Source organism: Microbulbifer maximicatervae (SeqCode) (genome assembly GCF_052466985.1).
Window position 1 is genome coordinate 2,831,052 of the sequence record NZ_CP174298.1, and the last position, 17,357, is coordinate 2,848,408.

At 52.4% G+C, this 17,357-nt stretch carries 22 protein-coding genes; all 22 read right to left on the reverse strand.

The window, feature by feature from the left end:
* Positions 1-4 precede the first annotated feature (4 nt).
* Positions 5-1,564, reverse strand: a complete 1,560-nt coding sequence (locus ACJJI3_RS12455) for a phage tail protein (protein ID WP_444939921.1) — start codon at positions 1,562-1,564, stop codon at positions 5-7.
* Between the two features lie 7 nt (positions 1,565-1,571).
* Entirely contained in the window at positions 1,572-2,153 is a 582-nt protein-coding gene (locus ACJJI3_RS12460) for a hypothetical protein (protein ID WP_444939922.1), read from the reverse strand.
* Position 2,154: 1 nt separating this feature from the next.
* Positions 2,155-3,045, reverse strand: a complete 891-nt coding sequence (locus ACJJI3_RS12465; RefSeq protein WP_444939923.1) for a hypothetical protein — start codon at positions 3,043-3,045, stop codon at positions 2,155-2,157.
* Positions 3,042-3,959: a hypothetical protein gene (locus ACJJI3_RS12470; protein ID WP_444939924.1), complete on the reverse strand. Its 918-nt coding sequence runs from the start codon at positions 3,957-3,959 to the stop codon at positions 3,042-3,044. Before ACJJI3_RS12470 ends, ACJJI3_RS12465 begins: the two co-directional genes overlap by 4 nt.
* Positions 3,947-4,381 carry an NlpC/P60 family protein gene (locus tag ACJJI3_RS12475; RefSeq protein ID WP_444939925.1) on the reverse strand — a complete coding sequence of 145 codons (435 nt, stop codon included), beginning with the start codon at positions 4,379-4,381 and terminating at the stop codon, positions 3,947-3,949. Before ACJJI3_RS12475 ends, ACJJI3_RS12470 begins: the two co-directional genes overlap by 13 nt.
* 5 nt (positions 4,382-4,386) lie before the next feature.
* Complete coding sequence (locus tag ACJJI3_RS12480) at positions 4,387-5,316, reverse strand: phage/gene transfer agent baseplate hub protein (RefSeq protein ID WP_444939926.1); 930 nt, start codon at positions 5,314-5,316, stop codon at positions 4,387-4,389.
* Entirely contained in the window at positions 5,313-5,903 is a 591-nt protein-coding gene (locus tag ACJJI3_RS12485) for a DUF2460 domain-containing protein (RefSeq protein ID WP_444939927.1), read from the reverse strand. The genes ACJJI3_RS12480 and ACJJI3_RS12485 overlap by 4 nt, the downstream gene beginning before the upstream one ends.
* Positions 5,903-8,128: a hypothetical protein gene (locus tag ACJJI3_RS12490; protein WP_444939928.1), complete on the reverse strand. Its 2,226-nt coding sequence runs from the start codon at positions 8,126-8,128 to the stop codon at positions 5,903-5,905. Before ACJJI3_RS12490 ends, ACJJI3_RS12485 begins: the two co-directional genes overlap by 1 nt.
* 16 nt (positions 8,129-8,144) lie before the next feature.
* The gene (locus ACJJI3_RS12495) at positions 8,145-8,408 is read right to left on the reverse strand and encodes a phage tail assembly protein T (protein ID WP_444919120.1); all 264 of its coding nucleotides are present in this window, start codon (positions 8,406-8,408) and stop codon (positions 8,145-8,147) included.
* Between the two features lie 20 nt (positions 8,409-8,428).
* Entirely contained in the window at positions 8,429-8,788 is a 360-nt protein-coding gene (locus ACJJI3_RS12500; RefSeq protein ID WP_444939929.1) for a phage tail assembly chaperone family protein, TAC, read from the reverse strand.
* A 10-nt stretch (positions 8,789-8,798) separates the two neighbouring features.
* Positions 8,799-9,272 (reverse strand): phage tail tube protein, encoded by a 474-nt coding sequence (locus ACJJI3_RS12505; RefSeq protein ID WP_444931509.1) that lies wholly within the window; start codon positions 9,270-9,272, stop codon positions 8,799-8,801.
* Positions 9,273-9,323: 51 nt separating this feature from the next.
* Complete coding sequence (locus tag ACJJI3_RS12510; RefSeq protein ID WP_444939930.1) at positions 9,324-9,716, reverse strand: hypothetical protein; 393 nt, start codon at positions 9,714-9,716, stop codon at positions 9,324-9,326.
* Between the two features lie 156 nt (positions 9,717-9,872).
* A complete protein-coding gene (locus ACJJI3_RS12515) occupies positions 9,873-10,952 on the reverse strand; it encodes a hypothetical protein (RefSeq protein WP_444939931.1) in 1,080 nt (359 codons plus the stop codon).
* A gap of 323 nt (positions 10,953-11,275) precedes the next feature.
* The gene (locus ACJJI3_RS12520; protein WP_444939932.1) at positions 11,276-11,539 is read right to left on the reverse strand and encodes a hypothetical protein; all 264 of its coding nucleotides are present in this window, start codon (positions 11,537-11,539) and stop codon (positions 11,276-11,278) included.
* Positions 11,540-11,573: 34 nt separating this feature from the next.
* Positions 11,574-12,365, reverse strand: coding sequence for a KilA-N domain-containing protein (locus tag ACJJI3_RS12525; protein WP_444939933.1), 792 nt, complete (start codon positions 12,363-12,365; stop codon positions 11,574-11,576).
* 16 nt (positions 12,366-12,381) lie between these two features.
* A complete protein-coding gene (locus ACJJI3_RS12530) occupies positions 12,382-12,624 on the reverse strand; it encodes a hypothetical protein (RefSeq protein ID WP_444939934.1) in 243 nt (80 codons plus the stop codon).
* Between the two features lie 480 nt (positions 12,625-13,104).
* The gene (locus ACJJI3_RS12535) at positions 13,105-13,641 is read right to left on the reverse strand and encodes a hypothetical protein (protein ID WP_444939935.1); all 537 of its coding nucleotides are present in this window, start codon (positions 13,639-13,641) and stop codon (positions 13,105-13,107) included.
* 127 nt (positions 13,642-13,768) lie between these two features.
* Positions 13,769-14,059: a head-tail joining protein gene (locus ACJJI3_RS12540; RefSeq protein WP_444939936.1), complete on the reverse strand. Its 291-nt coding sequence runs from the start codon at positions 14,057-14,059 to the stop codon at positions 13,769-13,771.
* Positions 14,060-14,120: 61 nt separating this feature from the next.
* Positions 14,121-14,447 carry a hypothetical protein gene (locus ACJJI3_RS12545; protein ID WP_444939937.1) on the reverse strand — a complete coding sequence of 109 codons (327 nt, stop codon included), beginning with the start codon at positions 14,445-14,447 and terminating at the stop codon, positions 14,121-14,123.
* A gap of 97 nt (positions 14,448-14,544) precedes the next feature.
* Entirely contained in the window at positions 14,545-14,841 is a 297-nt protein-coding gene (locus tag ACJJI3_RS12550) for a head-tail joining protein (RefSeq protein ID WP_444939938.1), read from the reverse strand.
* Positions 14,842-14,848: 7 nt separating this feature from the next.
* Positions 14,849-15,220 carry a capsid cement protein gene (locus ACJJI3_RS12555; RefSeq protein WP_444939939.1) on the reverse strand — a complete coding sequence of 124 codons (372 nt, stop codon included), beginning with the start codon at positions 15,218-15,220 and terminating at the stop codon, positions 14,849-14,851.
* An 81-nt stretch (positions 15,221-15,301) separates the two neighbouring features.
* On the reverse strand, positions 15,302-17,350 hold the full coding sequence (locus ACJJI3_RS12560; RefSeq protein WP_444939940.1) for a ClpP-like prohead protease/major capsid protein fusion protein: 2,049 nt from the start codon (positions 17,348-17,350) through the stop codon (positions 15,302-15,304).
* Positions 17,351-17,357 lie beyond the last annotated feature (7 nt).

Here is a 17,357-nt window from a genome sequence, read left to right on the forward strand (position 1 = left end):
CTGTTTATACCGTGATCTCTGCAGCCGGGCCGGCGCCGGTAATGCTGTTGATTTGGCTCACTTGGATGGTGGCGGTGCCTGGGTCGGTGATTGTTAGTGTGGTAGCGGTGGTATCGGTGCTATCGCCGTTCACCGTTACCCGGTAGCCGGTAAAGAACTGGCTTTGATCGTAGGCAGCGCGGCCACCTAAGCACCCCACCCCAACCCATTCGATGGTGAGCTGGCCGCCGCTGCGGTAGGCGCGCAGGCTGCTGGGTGCTGGCTCAATATGGCTGGCGCCGGTGTAGGTGGCGGCGGTGGTGGTCTCTTCGCCGCTGCCACTACTGGTGGCACGGAAGGTGAGTAGTTGGTTCAGGTTGTAGCGCTCGGTGGGGATATAGTTGAGCGTGTTGCGATCCAGCAGGACAAAGCGGGTACCCGCTGAGTGCTGGGTGATTTCGGTTCCCAGGCGCCCGCGCAGCAGGTAGCCAATTTCCCATAGGCCGGGACTGATCTCGTCAGCCTCGCCAAAGCTCACTATTTCATTACCGATCAGCGCCCGGTTCTGCCGGTTGAGCAGCTGCGCCAGGGTGCGATACTCGAGCGCATCGCCGTCGTCGTAGAGTTGGATTTGCACGCGGTTGTGGGTGTCGGGGATCTCGCGTTTATGCGTACCGAGCGCAGTAACCAACTCACCCATAACCGCTTCCACGTCCGTGGTATCGGACTCGCTATAGTTCTCTCCACTATCTAAAGACAGTGCAACAGTGGCACCGCTCCAGGCGCTGTTGCTGCCGGCGATAGCGATGTAATAGCCCAGCTGGGTATCGTCGCCGCTGGACAGTATTGGCGCGTCGATAAATTCGATATAGGTGGCGCCGGCCACTAGCGGCACTGGGTCCGGTGTGGCCATGGGGGCCACGCCTAGGGCCTGACTTTGGTAGGCGCTTTTGCGGTCGTGGATCAGTTTGTATTTTTGCTCGCCCCGATCAATATTCACTTCGTCGATGCGAAGGCGGTCGCCCTGATACAGCACCACATCACCAGCGGTGAGCCCCAGGTAATTGCGGGGTAAAGTAATATCAAACTCGCCGCGCTGCTCTTCGATCATTACTTTATGCATGATGACAGCGATCTGCGCGGCCTGATCGGTTTCCAGTACCACGGGGGTTTCAATACTTTTTTCCCCTTCGCCGCGAGTGTCGATACTGCGGTCTGAGGTTTGTTTGCAGGTATCGATACCGCCGACAGAGTCGTAGTAATTCAGGTTTAACACCTGCACGATTTCCTCGGGGGAGCGGCGGGTTTTTTCGTCGTCGCTATCACCGATTAAATCGTTGTCGCCGATTTCCATTACCGGTTCACCGCCGCGCGGAACAAAACTTACCGTGCCGCTGCGATTAACCGGATCAAAAAAATACACCTTGGCCAGCTCTTGGATATGCTCGAATGCCGGGGATTCGTTGGTGATCTGCATCCCCTGCACATAGCCTTCTAGCAGAGTGGTGTCGAATTTATCGAAGGGCACGCCGGCGCGCTCGCAGATCTCAGCCACGACGGCGTAGAGGGGATATGCAGAAGACATAGAGAGCCTAGGGTTTTAATAAAAATTGCAGCCTAAAATGGCGATTCATGCTGACTTTAATCAGCCCGGAACGATTCACGCTTTCCTGTAAGAGGTATTCGGTTTGATAGCGGTCGCGCTGCTGCCGACAGTAGAGGTTCCCCGATTTTAAATAGGCAAAAATCACATCACTCTTTGTGGATTGCAGAGGCCGCTTATCGTCCATGGTGACACGCGGGGTAACTACGCCGGGCCACTCGTCAGTGACCTGCATTCCCTGAGCGGTGTCATACCAATACAGTTTGGCTAGGCCCGCTTCGACATAGGCCAGCACCGGGTGCATATTCTGGTCGAACGCCAGACTCACTTCGCTAATATTACTGCCGGTGATAGCCGTGAATGCCGGCACCTCACGCGCATCCAGCACAATTTCAGTGCCGTCATTTAAGATACGCGCCCGCCAGGTCTGATACAGCAGCCCTTCTGACGGATCTTGAATCGCAATACCGCCGCTCTCGTAGTCAATCAGCGAGCGCACCGGCAGTTGGGCGGCGCCGGTAAAGGGGGCGCTATCGATTTGTGTCGATAGCGTATTATCGGGCAGCGCCATCTCAGACCCGACCCCAACTAACCGTGTGCCTGACAGTCAATTCCTGATCGCTGGTTTTTGAGATAGGCGGGTCTATTTCCACCTGAAAGGACATAGTGCCAAAATCGAACTTAAATGACCGAATATCGAAATTGGCTTCACTGATTTCAAACACCACACCGCCGCTGCGCTGGTGGGAACCCGGCACATAGTCATCGGTAAAAATATTCGTTCTGGCTGCCTCTTCAGAATCATCGCCCCCGGGGATACTGGTGATACTACCGATGCCTCCAGAGTAGGCGTAAGAGGAGAAATTTTGTTCCGGGAATACCAGTTCACCCGTTGGCATAGCCCATTCGCTGGGCGTGTCCACATAGGCGGCGCGGGCGGTATAGCTATACCCATTGCTGGAGCCCACCGCATCGACCTCCGGTTTATACATACGCAGCTCATAAGTCACTACCAAAATTTCATCCGCCTGAATCGATACCGTGGTGGGATTGCCCTGCTCATCTTTGATTAAGGCGCGGGAAAATAGGTTGCCGGAAGTGTTTGGAGAAATACCAAACTCGGAGATATTACCTGTGGCCGTTCCCGCGCTGAACTCATACACTCGTCGCACCCATAAATAGCGATCCCCTGGCGTTGTGGTATATCCCTCTGTTTGGTCGAGATCTGTCGACGTGGCCAGATAGCCAGTCAGGGTTGTGTCATTCACGGACGGCGTAGCAGTACCAGAACCCACCTGGCAGTAGGACAGAATGCTGCCCGATGTGAGGGTGCCGAACATCTCCAGGCCGTTATCTAAAATCAGATTATTTTGCCAGCCTGCCGCTGATACCAGCTTGCCGCCGGGCCGGCGCTTCTCCACTTTAAAGCGACCGGCAAATGCAATGGGAATATTGGGGGTCATACGCTCTCCAATTCGGCACTAAACCCGGCATAGGCCGGGATAATTGATTCAGGGTCTTCACTGTAAAAGCGGGCAACGGTTTTTAATTCAAAACTAAATCCGCTGTAGGCCGGGGCCATACTCTCCGGGTTTTCGGCGTAGTTACGGGCTAGGGTTTTTAGTTCAAAACTGAGCCCGCTATAGGCCGGGGCCAGGGCCTCTTGATATTCGCCGCTGTCTTTTCTTACCGCCCGCAGCTCAGCGAAAAAGCCGCTATAGCTAGGGGCCATGGCCTCAACGGTTGCGCCCATAGCCTGGGCATCAAATCGGCTGTATCCCGCCGTAAAACTGTCACTGCCTTCCAGCGCATAGGGCCTGCTGGTCAGCGTGTAACCCTCAGCCCGCTCCACCTCGAACGCAAATTGGGGAATGGCACCGCCGGTGCTGGTGAGGTTTTCGTTGTCGATCACCATGTAACAGGTGCCGCGATAGGCGTGTACCTCACTGACCCCAAAGGCGGATTGCATCACTGCGCTGGGCATCTGATCCCAGTCACCCAGGAAGAACTCCGCAATTTGCAGAAACGCGTAGTTATTCACTATCTGGGTACTGTCGGTACTATCGCGGTCGTACACCAATTCATTGTTGCGCCAGACGCGAGAGATACCGGTGATAGGCCCCTCGCAAATTCTTATGGCGTAGGTGCGGTAAACCTCCTCGTTGACAACTTCTGTCGAGCCGCCGCCCTTGCCGGATTTTTGTTTTTCTTTTTTCTTAACAATCTTGGGCGCGGTGGTGGCGATAATATTGCCGATAACCGGCAGCACCTTGCCAAAAATAATCGGGCGCGGTACGCCGGCTTTGGAGGTCTGCACTTTGATATCGTCAAAGGTGCGGCCTTCAATCGTCGTAGTACCAAAAATTAAGTTACCCATGGGGAATACACCTCCACCAGTAGGCGGCGCCAGCGCTTATCTAAAATATGTTCGCGGCAGTCTTGATCGGCGTGAGCATGGATTAAGGTAAATCCGCCGTGGGGATAATCCCCTAAAAAACCCACGTGACTCGGGTCGGTTTTTTGCGGCGATTTAAATATCGCAATATCCCCCGGTTGCCATAGGGGTTCCGCCACCGGATTGCCAAAACGCCGCTGCATTTTTTGCCGCAGGCCATCTTTCCAGGGTTCGCGGCCGTAGTGCTTTTCATCTTCGATATCGACACCGGCAGCGCGCAGACTGAGCACAATCAGGCCCACGCAATCGATCGCCCATTCGGTGCGGCCCCGATGGCGCCAGCGCACACCCTTAGCCACCAGGCCCCGCGCGTGGGCCAGTGTCGCTTGTCTTTGTGGATTCATAGGATCTATACCGGCACCGGCCCGTCGTTGATACCCGGCCAGGCGGTATCGCCAGGCACTCCAGCGCCGGGCGTATCGGAGGCTTGGCCGATAGGGATTAGATTCTCGCCTTTAAAATCCAGCTCGTTGCCGTGGTATTTACAGGTGGAAAACTGTTTGTCGCAGTCTTCGCGAATTTCCAACTCATCACCGGGTTGCACGGCAAACGGCAGGGGTTCGATCTGGGTGATCTGGCCGCTGGCGGTATCCACGGCCTCGATCTGATAGAGGCGCGAGGAGACGTTATCACCGGATTTCCAGCGCACTCGCCAGCGGTTGGCCGCCGTAGACAGTGAGGCAATATCATCTACCAGATAGGTGACTTTGGGTTCGTCGCTATTAACGGCGGTGACCGTAGCCGATTGCCACAGCGCATCCGCATTCACACCACAGCCGGTTTGCGAATTCGCATCGGTACCGAAAATAGCCCGGCAGGTGACGGAATCCACATGGCCGACAGACTGGCGCAACCGCATCATGTAGCTCAGCAGCTCAGGAATAAATACCGTGTTGCGAACGGTCTTTACCTCACCAATATCACCGCCGTCCAGCTCGATAGCGCCCATGGATAAATCGCGGTAATTAACCTCGTACATCACCCACTCCGCATTATCCAGCTCACCGCGCTCGGCCATCTCGACGGTGATGCCGGGTACGTCGGTGGAGTACAGGGAATAACCCTCGGCATTGTCCACATCGAATGACGTATCGCTGGCAATCACACTGGGGTCGAAGCCGTTCTGGGCGTAATAGGTAATTCCGTTGTATTCGACATTGCGGTCTAACGTAGTGGCACCAAATGCGCGGCCATCAGTGAGGGTGATTTTTAATAGGCGGCAAGTAGTAGTGACGCCGCTGTCGTAGTGGGCTTGCAGTGCGCCGGGAATGTACCTCACAAGCGAATCTCCAGCAGCTCAACACTGCCGCTACACACCGGCTGGCCCCTATTGCGATTTTCAATACTAAAGCTGACATCATCCTCAAAGCGCACCGGCACATCGAACTCACCTTGCCAGGTAATTTCTGCACCGGCAGTCGCACTGAGCTCCACTTGGCCCGTGGTGTAATCAATTGCAGCGGCCACCTCTTGGCCATCGACAAAAATTTTTACCGTGCCAGTGACCGGTTTAACAATCTCACGCTGATAAGACAGCGATCCAAACAAATAGCTCTTTACCAGCTGGTAAGTTTCGGTACTGCCGCTGCCGTAACCGATCACCTCACCGTCTGCAAAAAAATCACTGGCGTCCTTAAAGCGAAATCCTACCAGGGCACCGGCACAGGCGTGGTGCGCGGCAACGACAATTTGGTGATCTTCATAATCCAGGTTTTTAAATATCACCGAATACTGGCCCAGTGGGCGCTCCCACTCCGCATTGCGGCGCTCTACCCCGTTGCGCAATTCGCGAATATCCGTTTTGTAGCGGTGGCCATATTCCGAACCATAGGCCACGCGCTCCAGCAATCGACTTTCATTAAACATTAAGAGCCGAGCCTCCTGCGGTTAATACGTTGCTGGCGGGTACTCTCGCGAGCTAATTGTTTTGTAGTGCGATTATCCAACTTGCCGGAAACGCTAATATTCTGGGTGAAGGGTGCAGCTCCACCCGAGCTACCACCACGGCCACCGCCGTGCATATCCGCTTGAATCATCGCCAGGGTGCGATCCAGTTTTGCACTGGTTTCTGAGGTGGTGACCCGCTCACCTTTTTCCAGCAGCCAGGTGCCGGTTTCAGGTACCGCATCAAGGCCGTCATGAGCCATGCCGGTAAGCTTTGCCGCAGCCAGGCCGCCGGTGACATACACGGCACCGGCTGCTGCTGCGCCCAGTACCGGGCCCACATAGGGAATAGAAGCCATCGCGTTATAAGCACCCATGGCCGCGTCATTGGTGTTGGCAATAATACTGGTTAGTGCATTGCGCTTTTTCTCATCCAGCAGGGTTTGACCGATAGCGAGCGCTGCGCGCATATAGGCCGCCTCTTCGCCCTCCATACCGGAATAGTATTCCGAGGCCACCGACATCAACAGGTTGTAGCCCTCCAGCTGCTGCTGTCGGCGCAGGTCTTCATTGGCCTGGGTAATTTCGGTGAGCTTTTCCTCATACTGCTGGCGAATGGCCAGCTCTTCCTCATCCCAGGTGGCATTGAGGTCGGCGCGCTCGCTGCGGAATTGCTCCAGCATATCGAGCTGGGTGGAATACCAGTCTTCCAGCTCAGTGCGCGCGGATTCGATATCGGAGCCACTATCGAGGCCGCCGAGTGCAGGCGAATCTTCAGTGGCGGCGTCGGCGATACGGCCTAGCGTCTGCTGGCGCTGTTCATCGGTGATATCTTTTACCGCTTCAAGGATATCCAGGCGCTCGCGCAGTAACGATAGATTGCGCTCTTCATCGGTTTGCAGGTCTGAAACCAGAGAATTAAAAGCCTGCTGCGCGCGCAGCATTCGCTCGCGCTGCTCCGCCTCTTTCTCCAGTTCGCCTTCGATATCCCCCAATACATCCGAGAAGGTTTCCCAGGGGTCGCCGATGGCTGCCTGCAGTTTTGATAATTCATTTCCGGCTTCTGTGAGCGCGTTGAGGGAATCTTCGCCGAGTTGTTCGCCCTCAATGGTGACCTCTGTTTGGGTTTTGACTTTAATTGGACTGACTTCATACAGCGCATCAAGCTTTGCTTGTGTCTCCTCACGCAACTGAAGTAATTCTTGATCCGTACTGCCGATAAACTTAATCGGTGTGCTAAAGCCACCTTTTAGCCCTCGATCAATATCCTTCAGTTCCTGCTGTAATTTATCCGCTTCAGTAAGATTCCCGGTAAGCAGGGCAGCATTTGCCGCTAACTGCTTACCAAAGTTGCTAAATTCAACCGTTAAATTGAGACCGCCAACTGCCAGAGAGCTAACAGCTGCAGAGAGATCGCGCACCGCCTCGGTAGTATTTGGGTCTGAGGCTAGCTCAGTAAACTCTTTCAAGGCTGGAATAGCGCCCTTTACCATCTCCTTTTCCAGGCCATCCATTGCGCCTTTGAACTTATCGATATCCTCGCGGATCTCACCCAGTTGCTGCAGATCTAGATCCGACAGCACTGCCCCCACGTCTTCGGCCTCATCCCCCAGCCGGCCAAGTTCCTTGCCGTTGTTGCGCAGCAGCGGCAGCAACAAGGTGGCATCACTGGCAATGGCCTCCATATAGAAGGTCATTTCATTCTGGCTAAGATTGGCCTTTTCCAGACTGCTGACATAAAGCCCCAGCGCATCACGGCCCGATAAATCGCGAAACTCTTCAGCAGTGACTCCCACTTGCGGGGCGATATTTTCAAAGAAGTCCGCCATCGGCCCGGCGCCGGTCTGCAGGAAGTCACCGACCTTATCCGAAGTATCCTTGAGGATATCTGCAACCTTATCCTGCTCAACGCCGTAGCGCTGCGCAGCATAGGACATGCGCTGGAATTCCAGGGCGCTGGTGTTGGCCACCGCAGAGAGGTTTTCAATCTCTGCAGATTGCTCGATTACCCGTGAAGTCATGACCACTAGTGCGCCGGCAGAGGCCACAGAAATCGCTGCGAAAGATTTAGCTACTTTCTCCGCATTTTTCTTGACTTGTCGACGCCACTGATCAGACTTTTTTCCTGCCTTATCTAACCCCTTTTCAAAACCGCCCACCTTGGCGATCAGGTCTAGCGTTAATGTACCCAGGTTTTTATTTGCCATAGCGATCCACCGCCCCTTAGTGCCAGGTCTTCATCGCTTGTTCCAGCGAGATTTCCGGCTCCTTCTCATGGGGCATAAAGTCTGTGATTTTTGCGGGGGCGCCTTTGCCGCGATGGGTATTGGCGTAGAGGGTGGCAAGTAATGCCGTGGATCTTTCAGTGCGCATTCCCGGATGCAGGGAGCCGCGCAGCTCACGATATTTCGCCCAGCTTTGTACTTCTTGATAGCTCAGCCGCCGCTGGGCCTCTTCGATGGTGCAACCGCCAATGCCGTTTAGCACCAGCTCGTGCCAGAGTTCATCTAGCTCGCTGAGCTTTTCGCCTTTCCCAGGTTATTGACCGCACCGATTTCCAGCAGCAGTGCCTGGGTCAGGCCGTCATTGAGCGGACCGCGCTCCGGGTCTGCCTCGCCAGTGATATCTGCCGGGGTAAATATCGGCTTACCCTCAGCATCGACAACACAGGCGGCAATCCGCCCGGCAATAAGATTGCCCTCACCGCGCATCGCGGCCACATCATTGACCGCACTAAAGTAGGACAGGCGGCGAATGTAGACGGTTGCCGTAAATTCCTCTTTATCCTGCTTCCAGGTAATAGAACGCTTAACCGGCGCCCCGGAAAAGCTGCCCTGCTCTTGCAGGGACGCAATAGATAATTCCATAACTTACCCCTTAGCTTGAGGATTTAGCCGTCCAGGCAGAGCCGCCGCTGCGCTGGATCGACATTTCACCCGTGACCAAGGTGTTCTGCTGGAAATCAAAGGGGAAGTCGGCCACATAACCCTCGAAGGTAAACCAAGTGCGCGTGCTCGGCAGTGTCCACTCGCCGGTTGTCACGGTGGGCGCTTCAGACCCATCGCTCCAGCCCACCGCCCACTGGATACTGTCCACTGTGTCATCCTGGGACAGTTCATGCAGGCGCTTATGCACCGCGTTCTGTGAGTCTATCTTGAGGCCCACAGAAGCCTGCCCCGGTGTACGCAGGCCGCGCTTGAACTTCTTATCCAGGTCTTCCAGGGAGGTGTCATCCAGCTGATCGGCAGGGTTGCCGCCGGGGTTAAAAGAATTCACCCCGGTAACTTTCTGCACAGAATCATCTGCCGGGTCGATAAAATAGATATTGGTGCCCTGAGCCAATTGGGACATAGGGGTTCTCCAGTCGCTTTAGTGGAAATGAAATACCGACGCAGGGGTGCGTCATTCAGTGGAATATTGGGCGCTGTAGGTCAGGCGCACCTCGCCCAGGGGGTAGTCCTGATCCAGGGCGAAGTCCGTTTGCGAGAGCGCAAAGATTTCACAGGCCCCGCCCAGGGTTCGGTCCTGTAGGACACTCTCAACCTCGGCCGAGGCCTGATCCAGTAGTTCATAGATATCCCCCCGGCTATGCACCACCACCGACACGACAAGATCCAGCTGGCGGGTGGTGCCAGAGAACTCCTGTTGTGTTTGTTCTGTGGCAAAGCCGACGAGAATGGCCGGCAGCTTTTCCCGTTCGATGCCTTCGGTGGTGCCGGCCGGGGGGAAGGTGTAGCCGGATAGGGTTTTTAGTTTGTTTAGCGCGGCATCGCGGATGGTGATGCGTTGGGTCATTGGGATCGCTCCAGGAATTTTGGACATAAAAAAACCCGCTGGTGCGGGTTTAGGTAACTGTTGATTTTTTTGCTGGACGTCTTTTTGATGGTTATCTACGATTCAAGAGACCTTATGAGACAGAATAAAGAGTGTTTTTGGTGTAGCTTTAACCCCTCAAGAAGGTGCGCTAGTTACGGTGTTACTTGAACTATTAGAGGACGCCTTTGGTGTAGCAATCACCAGCCTGTTTTGTAGTGCCCCCGTAAATCCTTCATACACCCACTCGCCTATATTCATGTCAAAATAATGTTGTACAACCCTCTCTGCACGAAAGACTTCAGGGTCTAAAGGATTTTTAGCAAACGGGTTATGATAAACTTGTAGACCATCAAGAATGGTCTCTTCATGCTCACTTGCTGGGCAATCCCGTTTTTCTGGTTCTCCTTTGGGCGATGAAGCCCATATAGATAATACTCTAGTATCTGTCTTGTCATTCTCTGACGTAGCACTCAACTTCCCCCATGTGGCTGTACAGCTAAATAGCACAGCGCTGACTTCAGCCATATCTGGATTATCAAAAAATCCTAGAGGTATCTCAGCCCCATTATCTTTTTCAACATAACCCAATTTAAGCCCAGGTGGTCCGTCGGGAAATTTCTCAGGCTCCAATAGGTAGGCTTCTTCGTCAACATAGTAGTCGTATAATAAAGCTCTAATTGGGCGATCATACTGGTAATTAAAGTGAGGCTGCTCAAATGGAGCCACTGCTATTACAAATGGCTTATTTTTAACATGTTGAAATTTACTATATGATTTATTGTACTTTTTCACCTTCCCTAAAATTGCATTTGAAAGCCGAATAATACCTTCAACATTAAGCTTCTTTATATCCAGGTTTTTTAGCTCTTCAGCCGAATATGATTTGTCCCATTCGTTAGGCTTTCCGTCAGCAGCATTGGCAGTCACTGCTTCGACGATGAAGTCCTCGTCGCCTCCAACAATAGAAAAATCAGGTGTTTGATGCGACCAGTCGATTTTTAGACCGTACTCTTTGAAAGCTGCATATAGATAAATTTCCCAAAAGGATGAATTGAAGGTTGTTTGAAACTCCGCAACAAACTTTCCGTCTCTATCTTCGAAACCATCAGCCCATTTCTCTAAGAGGTCTCTTTCAGCTTTACGAAAGGGGACCATTACAGATAAAAAATTTTTATGAAGCTTTTCTTCAGCTACAATCGGTACAAATAGATCCATTTGTATATCTCTTAACCCCTAAAGACCGTAACACCAGACAATTTTAAGCGCAGTGGAAGTTTGTTGCATTTGCATACGATTGCTACATCCTTTTGGGGCTGCGTAGATTCTACATCCCCGCAGTAAAATAGCGATCATAGTAGACACCATTGTTAGAAACTCTCTCGTTATTCATCAGTTTGGCAAGAATAAATGCCTCAATTTTCGTCTTAATATTTAAAAAGGCGGCAGCTGCTGAACGCCCAACGGAGTGTGAAAAATGGGCGAGCGCTATTTCCTTGTGGTGTTGTATTCACGCTCACAGCCGCCGTAAAACCACCGATCTACTTATCGGAATAGACCTCTAAGATCCGATCGAACATTCCAGCAACGTAGGCAATTTTCTCTTCTTCATCTTTCACGTCATCAAGGTATTGCACCAAATGTTCTGCGCAGTACAACGGTATGTCTACCCGCTCCATTCGGGGCCGCACCCGCTCAAGGATTAAGCACATCGCAAAATCTCGGCCATCGCCCGCATCTGCTGTGCGCAGTAGTTCGCGTGATACTTTGCTGGCCTTCTCCGGAAATCTAATCAGTTTAGTCATGCCTAATTCTCCCTTGGGCATAGATTGCTATCACTCAAGCGGCGCTTTTCCACGCATTTATCTGATCCAGCAATTCCGGGAAGGTCTCGACGTAGTACAAAGGCTGAGTCTCCTTGGGGCTCCTGGGGCTGGTTTCATTTTTACCAAAGCGCAATCCAGCCTCAGTGAGTGATTTGAACTTCTTGATGCTCCCCTTGCTGGAGCGGCGCCCCAACTCCTCCAGATACCCCATCTCCATAAGAATGGGATTGACGGCGCGGGCCGAAAGCGATACTTCGTAGTCCTTTAGTAGGTCGCTAAGGGCCTTCACTCGCGCTTCCTCTACATAGTCCGGCAGGAAGCGGTCACTGACACCTCTCTCAGTACAGATCGTGCTGAGCATACGGACCTTACTGCTATCACTCATACGCAACATCCGGGCAGCGCACTCTGCAATTTGCAACTCTGGCAAGGATGGGGATAAAAGCGATACTTCTGGAGCGACCCCAAGGTTGCCCTTTCTGAAGTCAATGAAGGTTTGGTTAACCTTGAGACGGAAGGCAGGACTGATCCAACCGGCATACTCCACCGCTAGTAATTCATGGGCAAAGGTTCCCGGTGCTATACCACCGTGGATTTTACTAATTGGAGCAAGATGTAAATTTACATCTTGGTCTTCTAGCTCTGCGATTAAAGCCTTGGTTTCACTTCGCCTCAGCCACTGAGCGGGACTCTTATGCCTACCCTCTCCACTTGCCTGATGCAAAGCATTCAAGTTAAAACGCCCTTCAGCGTCAGTTGTAATTTCCACACCGGCAATTACCGGCAAGCTATTAACGTTACTCATAATCACTTTCCTGTGGTTAATGTTCAGTACTTTGCTTCGCAGCCATACGTTCGGCGGCGTAGGTCAATCCATCCAGGACCGCGCCCTCTTCGCCACAGAGGGCATTGAGTGCGGCAGTTTTTACTGGGGAGTCGGGCCATTCCAGAATGCGCTGGCGGGCCAGGTTTAAATACTGTAATTCGCGCAACTGCTGGACATGAGCCGGCTGTAGCGCTGGTTCGGAGTGATTAGGTGTGAAGATCGCGTGGGCACTGGCCATGGGAGGGCCTCCTGAGAAGTTTTAGTTCCTAGCGGCTGCCAGTTAGTAGCTGGCAGCCGGGTCTCAACTAGAGCCTTCTCAGAAGCTCCGGGCCTATTCCCCCAGAAGGGGTCTTGTATTACGCCTCTCGACCCGGCTATAAAAGCTAGGCGTGCCAAATTGCAGGCACAAAAAAACCGCGAGGCTGTCGGGTGCGGTAACCGCTGAGAATGTTCTAGTTCTCTCAGTGTCCACCAACCCGCACGGAGCTGTCAAGCTCTCAGCCTGGGGTTAGGCTACCCCTGTCCCAATCTCCAGTTAATCACTCCAAATATATGGTTTTCTATACAGCCCGCTTCCGCAGGCAATAAAAAACCCCACCAGCGCTAACTGGTAGGGTTTTTTTAAGTGCTCTAGCTATGTTGTAACCATACTCCAGCGGGCAATGCCATACAAACGGGATGGACTACTTTGGCGGCTTTTGCCCCTGCACTAGGTCATTTAATTTTTTTGTTTTGTCTTTGATGGCTTATCAAACGATTTACTCAGTTCAACTGCGTTTTTGATAACTTCTTTGGTAGCATGTATCACCGGAGAATAAGCATCGGCCATTTCACTCAAGTACTCTTGAGGCGGGACGGCAGATTCACTGTTCACCCTAAGTTTGGCTCCCTTGATAAGCCACATCGTATATTCTTGAATTACGGACGAAAGTTGCTCAACACTTTCACCAAGCTCAGGGAAGTATAGAGCCTGTAAAGCCTCAACTTTAGAAAGCGGAGACATTTCAAGAACCTCGTCTCCACCAAATAAATGATAGTTTCTTAGCTTTTGAAGCCACACATCAATTTCATAAGTTTCTGAAACAAATTTTTCTAATTTTTCTTTTTTATTTTTTAGCTTTTCCTGTTTGTCTTTTAAGCTTTGTGCGTAGGTCGTCCCAATAAGACTACCAAGTATACCTATGATTGCACCTGCCAATACCGGGAGTAATCTGTAAGCCATTAAGGCAAGCTGTGTTTGGTCTTCTTGCAACAAGACATCCCCCTTTCAAAAGTAGGATTAAGATAACACATGTAACTAATTTATCCTTCTTTCAGATAAACGACAGCTAACCTAAGTGAAAAATAAATTATCACCTAAGCTCCATTACTATCAAACTAGATTACCCTTCCACCAACCCCCTCCAAACCACCCCATCATCTGCCAGCCGCTTGCGAACCTTATACTCCACACCACCCAACGTAATCACCGCATCAGAGTTGTAAGCTCCCACCTCACTCACCAGCAGGCTCAACTCAATACGCGGCACCCGCAGCCGCTCCTCCTCTGCGAACTCGTCGATCTCCTGATCAAGGATCACCTTGCAATCAATAGGCTCAGCGCCGCTACCATCATCATAGGTAGCGGCTTTGCTGCTTATGGAATGCGATGCGCCGAGACATGGGAGGCACACTAGAGGGTTTGGCTGTGTTTCAAATCTGTGGCGGACGGAGTCCACCACTCTGCTTTTTAAATTAATTCTTAATCGACATATGTGTTGCTTTGTTGAAATTATCTAGTCTACAGTCAGGGGTATCAGTGTCATGCACCAGCGTTACTTTTTTTCCTGACATCAAAGCAGCTAAAGCTATAGACAACATGTCTTTAGCATCAGAATCGTCTGCAGGCCACCAAAATTTACCAGTGGAAGCACAAGTGGTATCTGAAATCGTTGTGTGAATTAGGTGTAAGCCATTGTGGGAAATGACTTGCTCAACCACACCTTCTGTCGTCCAACCTGCATATGTATTTTTTGATAAAAACAAAACAGAAACTACTATTAATAAACGACTAAATTTCATTGAACCCCATCCTAGTAGTTGGCACAAATGCACATGAAATATTAATTAAGCGAAGCATTTTCTATGATTTGTAACGAGTTTGGAAGGTCTACAATACCTACCTATCAACCAACAACTTCCAAACCACCCCATCATCCGCCAGCCGCTTGCGCACCGTGTACTCCACACCACCCAGCGTAATCACCGCATCAGGGTTATAAGCCCCCACCTCACTCACCAGAAGGCTCAGCTCAATACGCGCTACCCGCAAACGATCATCCTCCTCAAACTCGTCAATCTCCTGATCCTTTATCACCCGGCAATCAATAGGCTCAGCGCCGCTACCATCGGTATAGGTAGCGGCTTTGCCCCATTTGCGAAACGCGCGCTCTGCGGCTCTTTGGTCCAGGTCCATGGGTCACCTAGGCCTTAACGGTGCCCGGTACGCCGGTAAACTTCACGGCAAAACTGGTAACGCCATTCCCGGCGGCCTCTGCGGCAAAGGTGGTGGAGCCGGTGATATCGCCAGTGGCTGCGGTGGCTGCATTACTATCGAATGAGCTGGAGGCGACCACCCAGGTGAGGGTTTCGCCCTGATTGATCTCTGCGGCGGATACCTTGGGCACGGTGAATACGCCATCAATGGCGATCACGCCGGAGGCGCCCACGGCGATATCGTCCATCGCGACACCCAGGACCGCACCTGCGATTACCACCTGGCCAGAGATAATCGCTGCGCTGGTGTTGTTGGTGAAATCGAGCATGCGCCCATCTTGTACAAAATTCGTAGCCATAATCTTTCTCTCAGTGGATAAAGCAGTAGAAATAAAAAAGGCCGCGTAGTGCGGCCCTTTCCGGTTTAATTTCAGTTGGGATTAGGTTTTGGGTGTTTTCACCATGCCTTTTGCATCCCAGGCTTTAGCGGCGGCATCCAGTCGCACTTTGAATTCCACCCCATCAACACTCCAACCATTTTGCTCTTCTAACACCGGGGCCTGCTGACCATCCAGATAGAGCACTTCGATAGTGTCGTGTGCTACCGGGTCGGCATTGAGGTACCAGCCGTTGTGTCCGCTAAGGCGTGCATCAGAGAGCACTTCAGCAATATTGCGTACGCTGTTCGGCGTGGTGTTGTTTGTGGTGGATGCGCCCACTTCGAATTCGGATTCCAGAGCAACCTTTGCGCTGCCTTCGTCGGCAATATCACAGAGCAGGAACTTGGGCCGGATATTGAGCACTGCGCTGCCATCCTTTTGCTTGCCCATCTTCACCCGTGCGGCATCGATGCTGGCGGTATTGATTAGAGCGGCGCTGGCTAGGTTGCCATGATCTGCATGAAACAGGGCTTTTCCATCTGCCATTTTGGGATTGTTGAGCAGGATGCTGAATACCAGATCCCCCACGGTGCGCACGGCGGCAAGGCCCATCTTTTGCGGGATTCGGGTGAATGCGCCCAGGTCGTCATTAATAATCGCCTGGCGGTTAATAGAGAAGAGTTCCCCGTAAGTAGCCAGTGCGGCAGTCTCGGCCCGTTCGCCGATACTCACATATTTAAATTCTGCCCCCGGTGCCACTTGGCGCAGTGAGGGGAAGCTGCCCAGGTCCGTGCGGGTGGTGAGTTTAAAGTCACTGAGGTTGCCGACACTGGTAAAGCGCGGGAAGATTTCCTGTGCTTCTTCATAGCCTTTGAGCATGGATTTATTGGCGATATTGCCGAGCACCGTTGCGAAGTCACCCGAGCTATGGGTAAACGCTGCGGCGACCACACCCATTCTGTCGAGTCCGGACAAGCTCTGGCCGTGGGCTTGCATGAGGATGCGGGCAATCTCCATCATGGTGTAGCCGCTGAGTTCATTGCCCTCTGTGCGCTTTTCACCGAGGGCACGTACAGCAATCGCATTTTCGGCATCGACTTTCATGCGCTTAATGCCTTCACCTTCCTGCACTACCACGCTGTAGCTTTGCACGGGAGTTGGGGTTTGGCTGCCGAGGGCTGTGAGCAGTTTGTCTTTGGCTTTATCGGCGGTGCAGTCCATATCATTGAGACATTCCTGCATCACAACACTGTGCGCTTCGAAGCCTTTAAATACGGCCGTGATATCGTCTTTGCGCTTTTTTTCATCGGCGGCAAATTGCGCTTTGGCATTGGCTTCAATTTGCGCTTTCATTTCTGGAGTAACCTCGGGCGCAGCGGTTGCAGCTGGCGTGGTGGAGGTGGTTTTAGGCATGGCTTGCGCTTCCTTGGTTTGGGTTTGGGTTGGATTGCCTGCAACCGCAGACGGGAATCTAAATTCAGTGGACCCCTGCATGACCAATGCGTTAATGGCTTGAGGGGTGTTTTTAAATTGATTTAAGTGATCAGCACTGAAGCTGGCAGCCATCTCGATAGCTGCGGTGGTATCGGTGGCGAAGCCTGCCTCTACCGCTTCTGTGCCGGTATACCAAGTCTCGTCATCCATCACTTGGCTGATTTCCTCATCGGACATGCCGGAGCGCGAGGAATACAGGCTTTTCATGGTGGCTTTAACTTTGGCCAGCAGGCTCTTGGTTTTTTCCAGAGCGCGCTCATCACCGCGAACACCGGCACTGGGGTTGTGCACCATGTAATAGGCGTTCTCGGCGATATGGACAGTATCCCCGGCGAGGGCGATCACGCTGCCCATACTGGCTGCGATGCCTTCAATCCAGGTTTCCACTTCGGCCTTATGGTCTTTAAGCAGGTTGTAAATAGCCGTGCCGTCGAACACATCCCCGCCGGGGCAGTTGATGTGTAGATTTATCTTGCTGACATCGCCGAGCGCTTTCAGGTCTCGGGCAAAATCTTTTGCGGTCATGCCCCAGCCGCCGATAGAGTCATACAGATAGATATCCGCTTCACTGGTATTGGCGGCAGCGGTCATGCTGTACCAGGATTTATTCGGCATGGCTGCC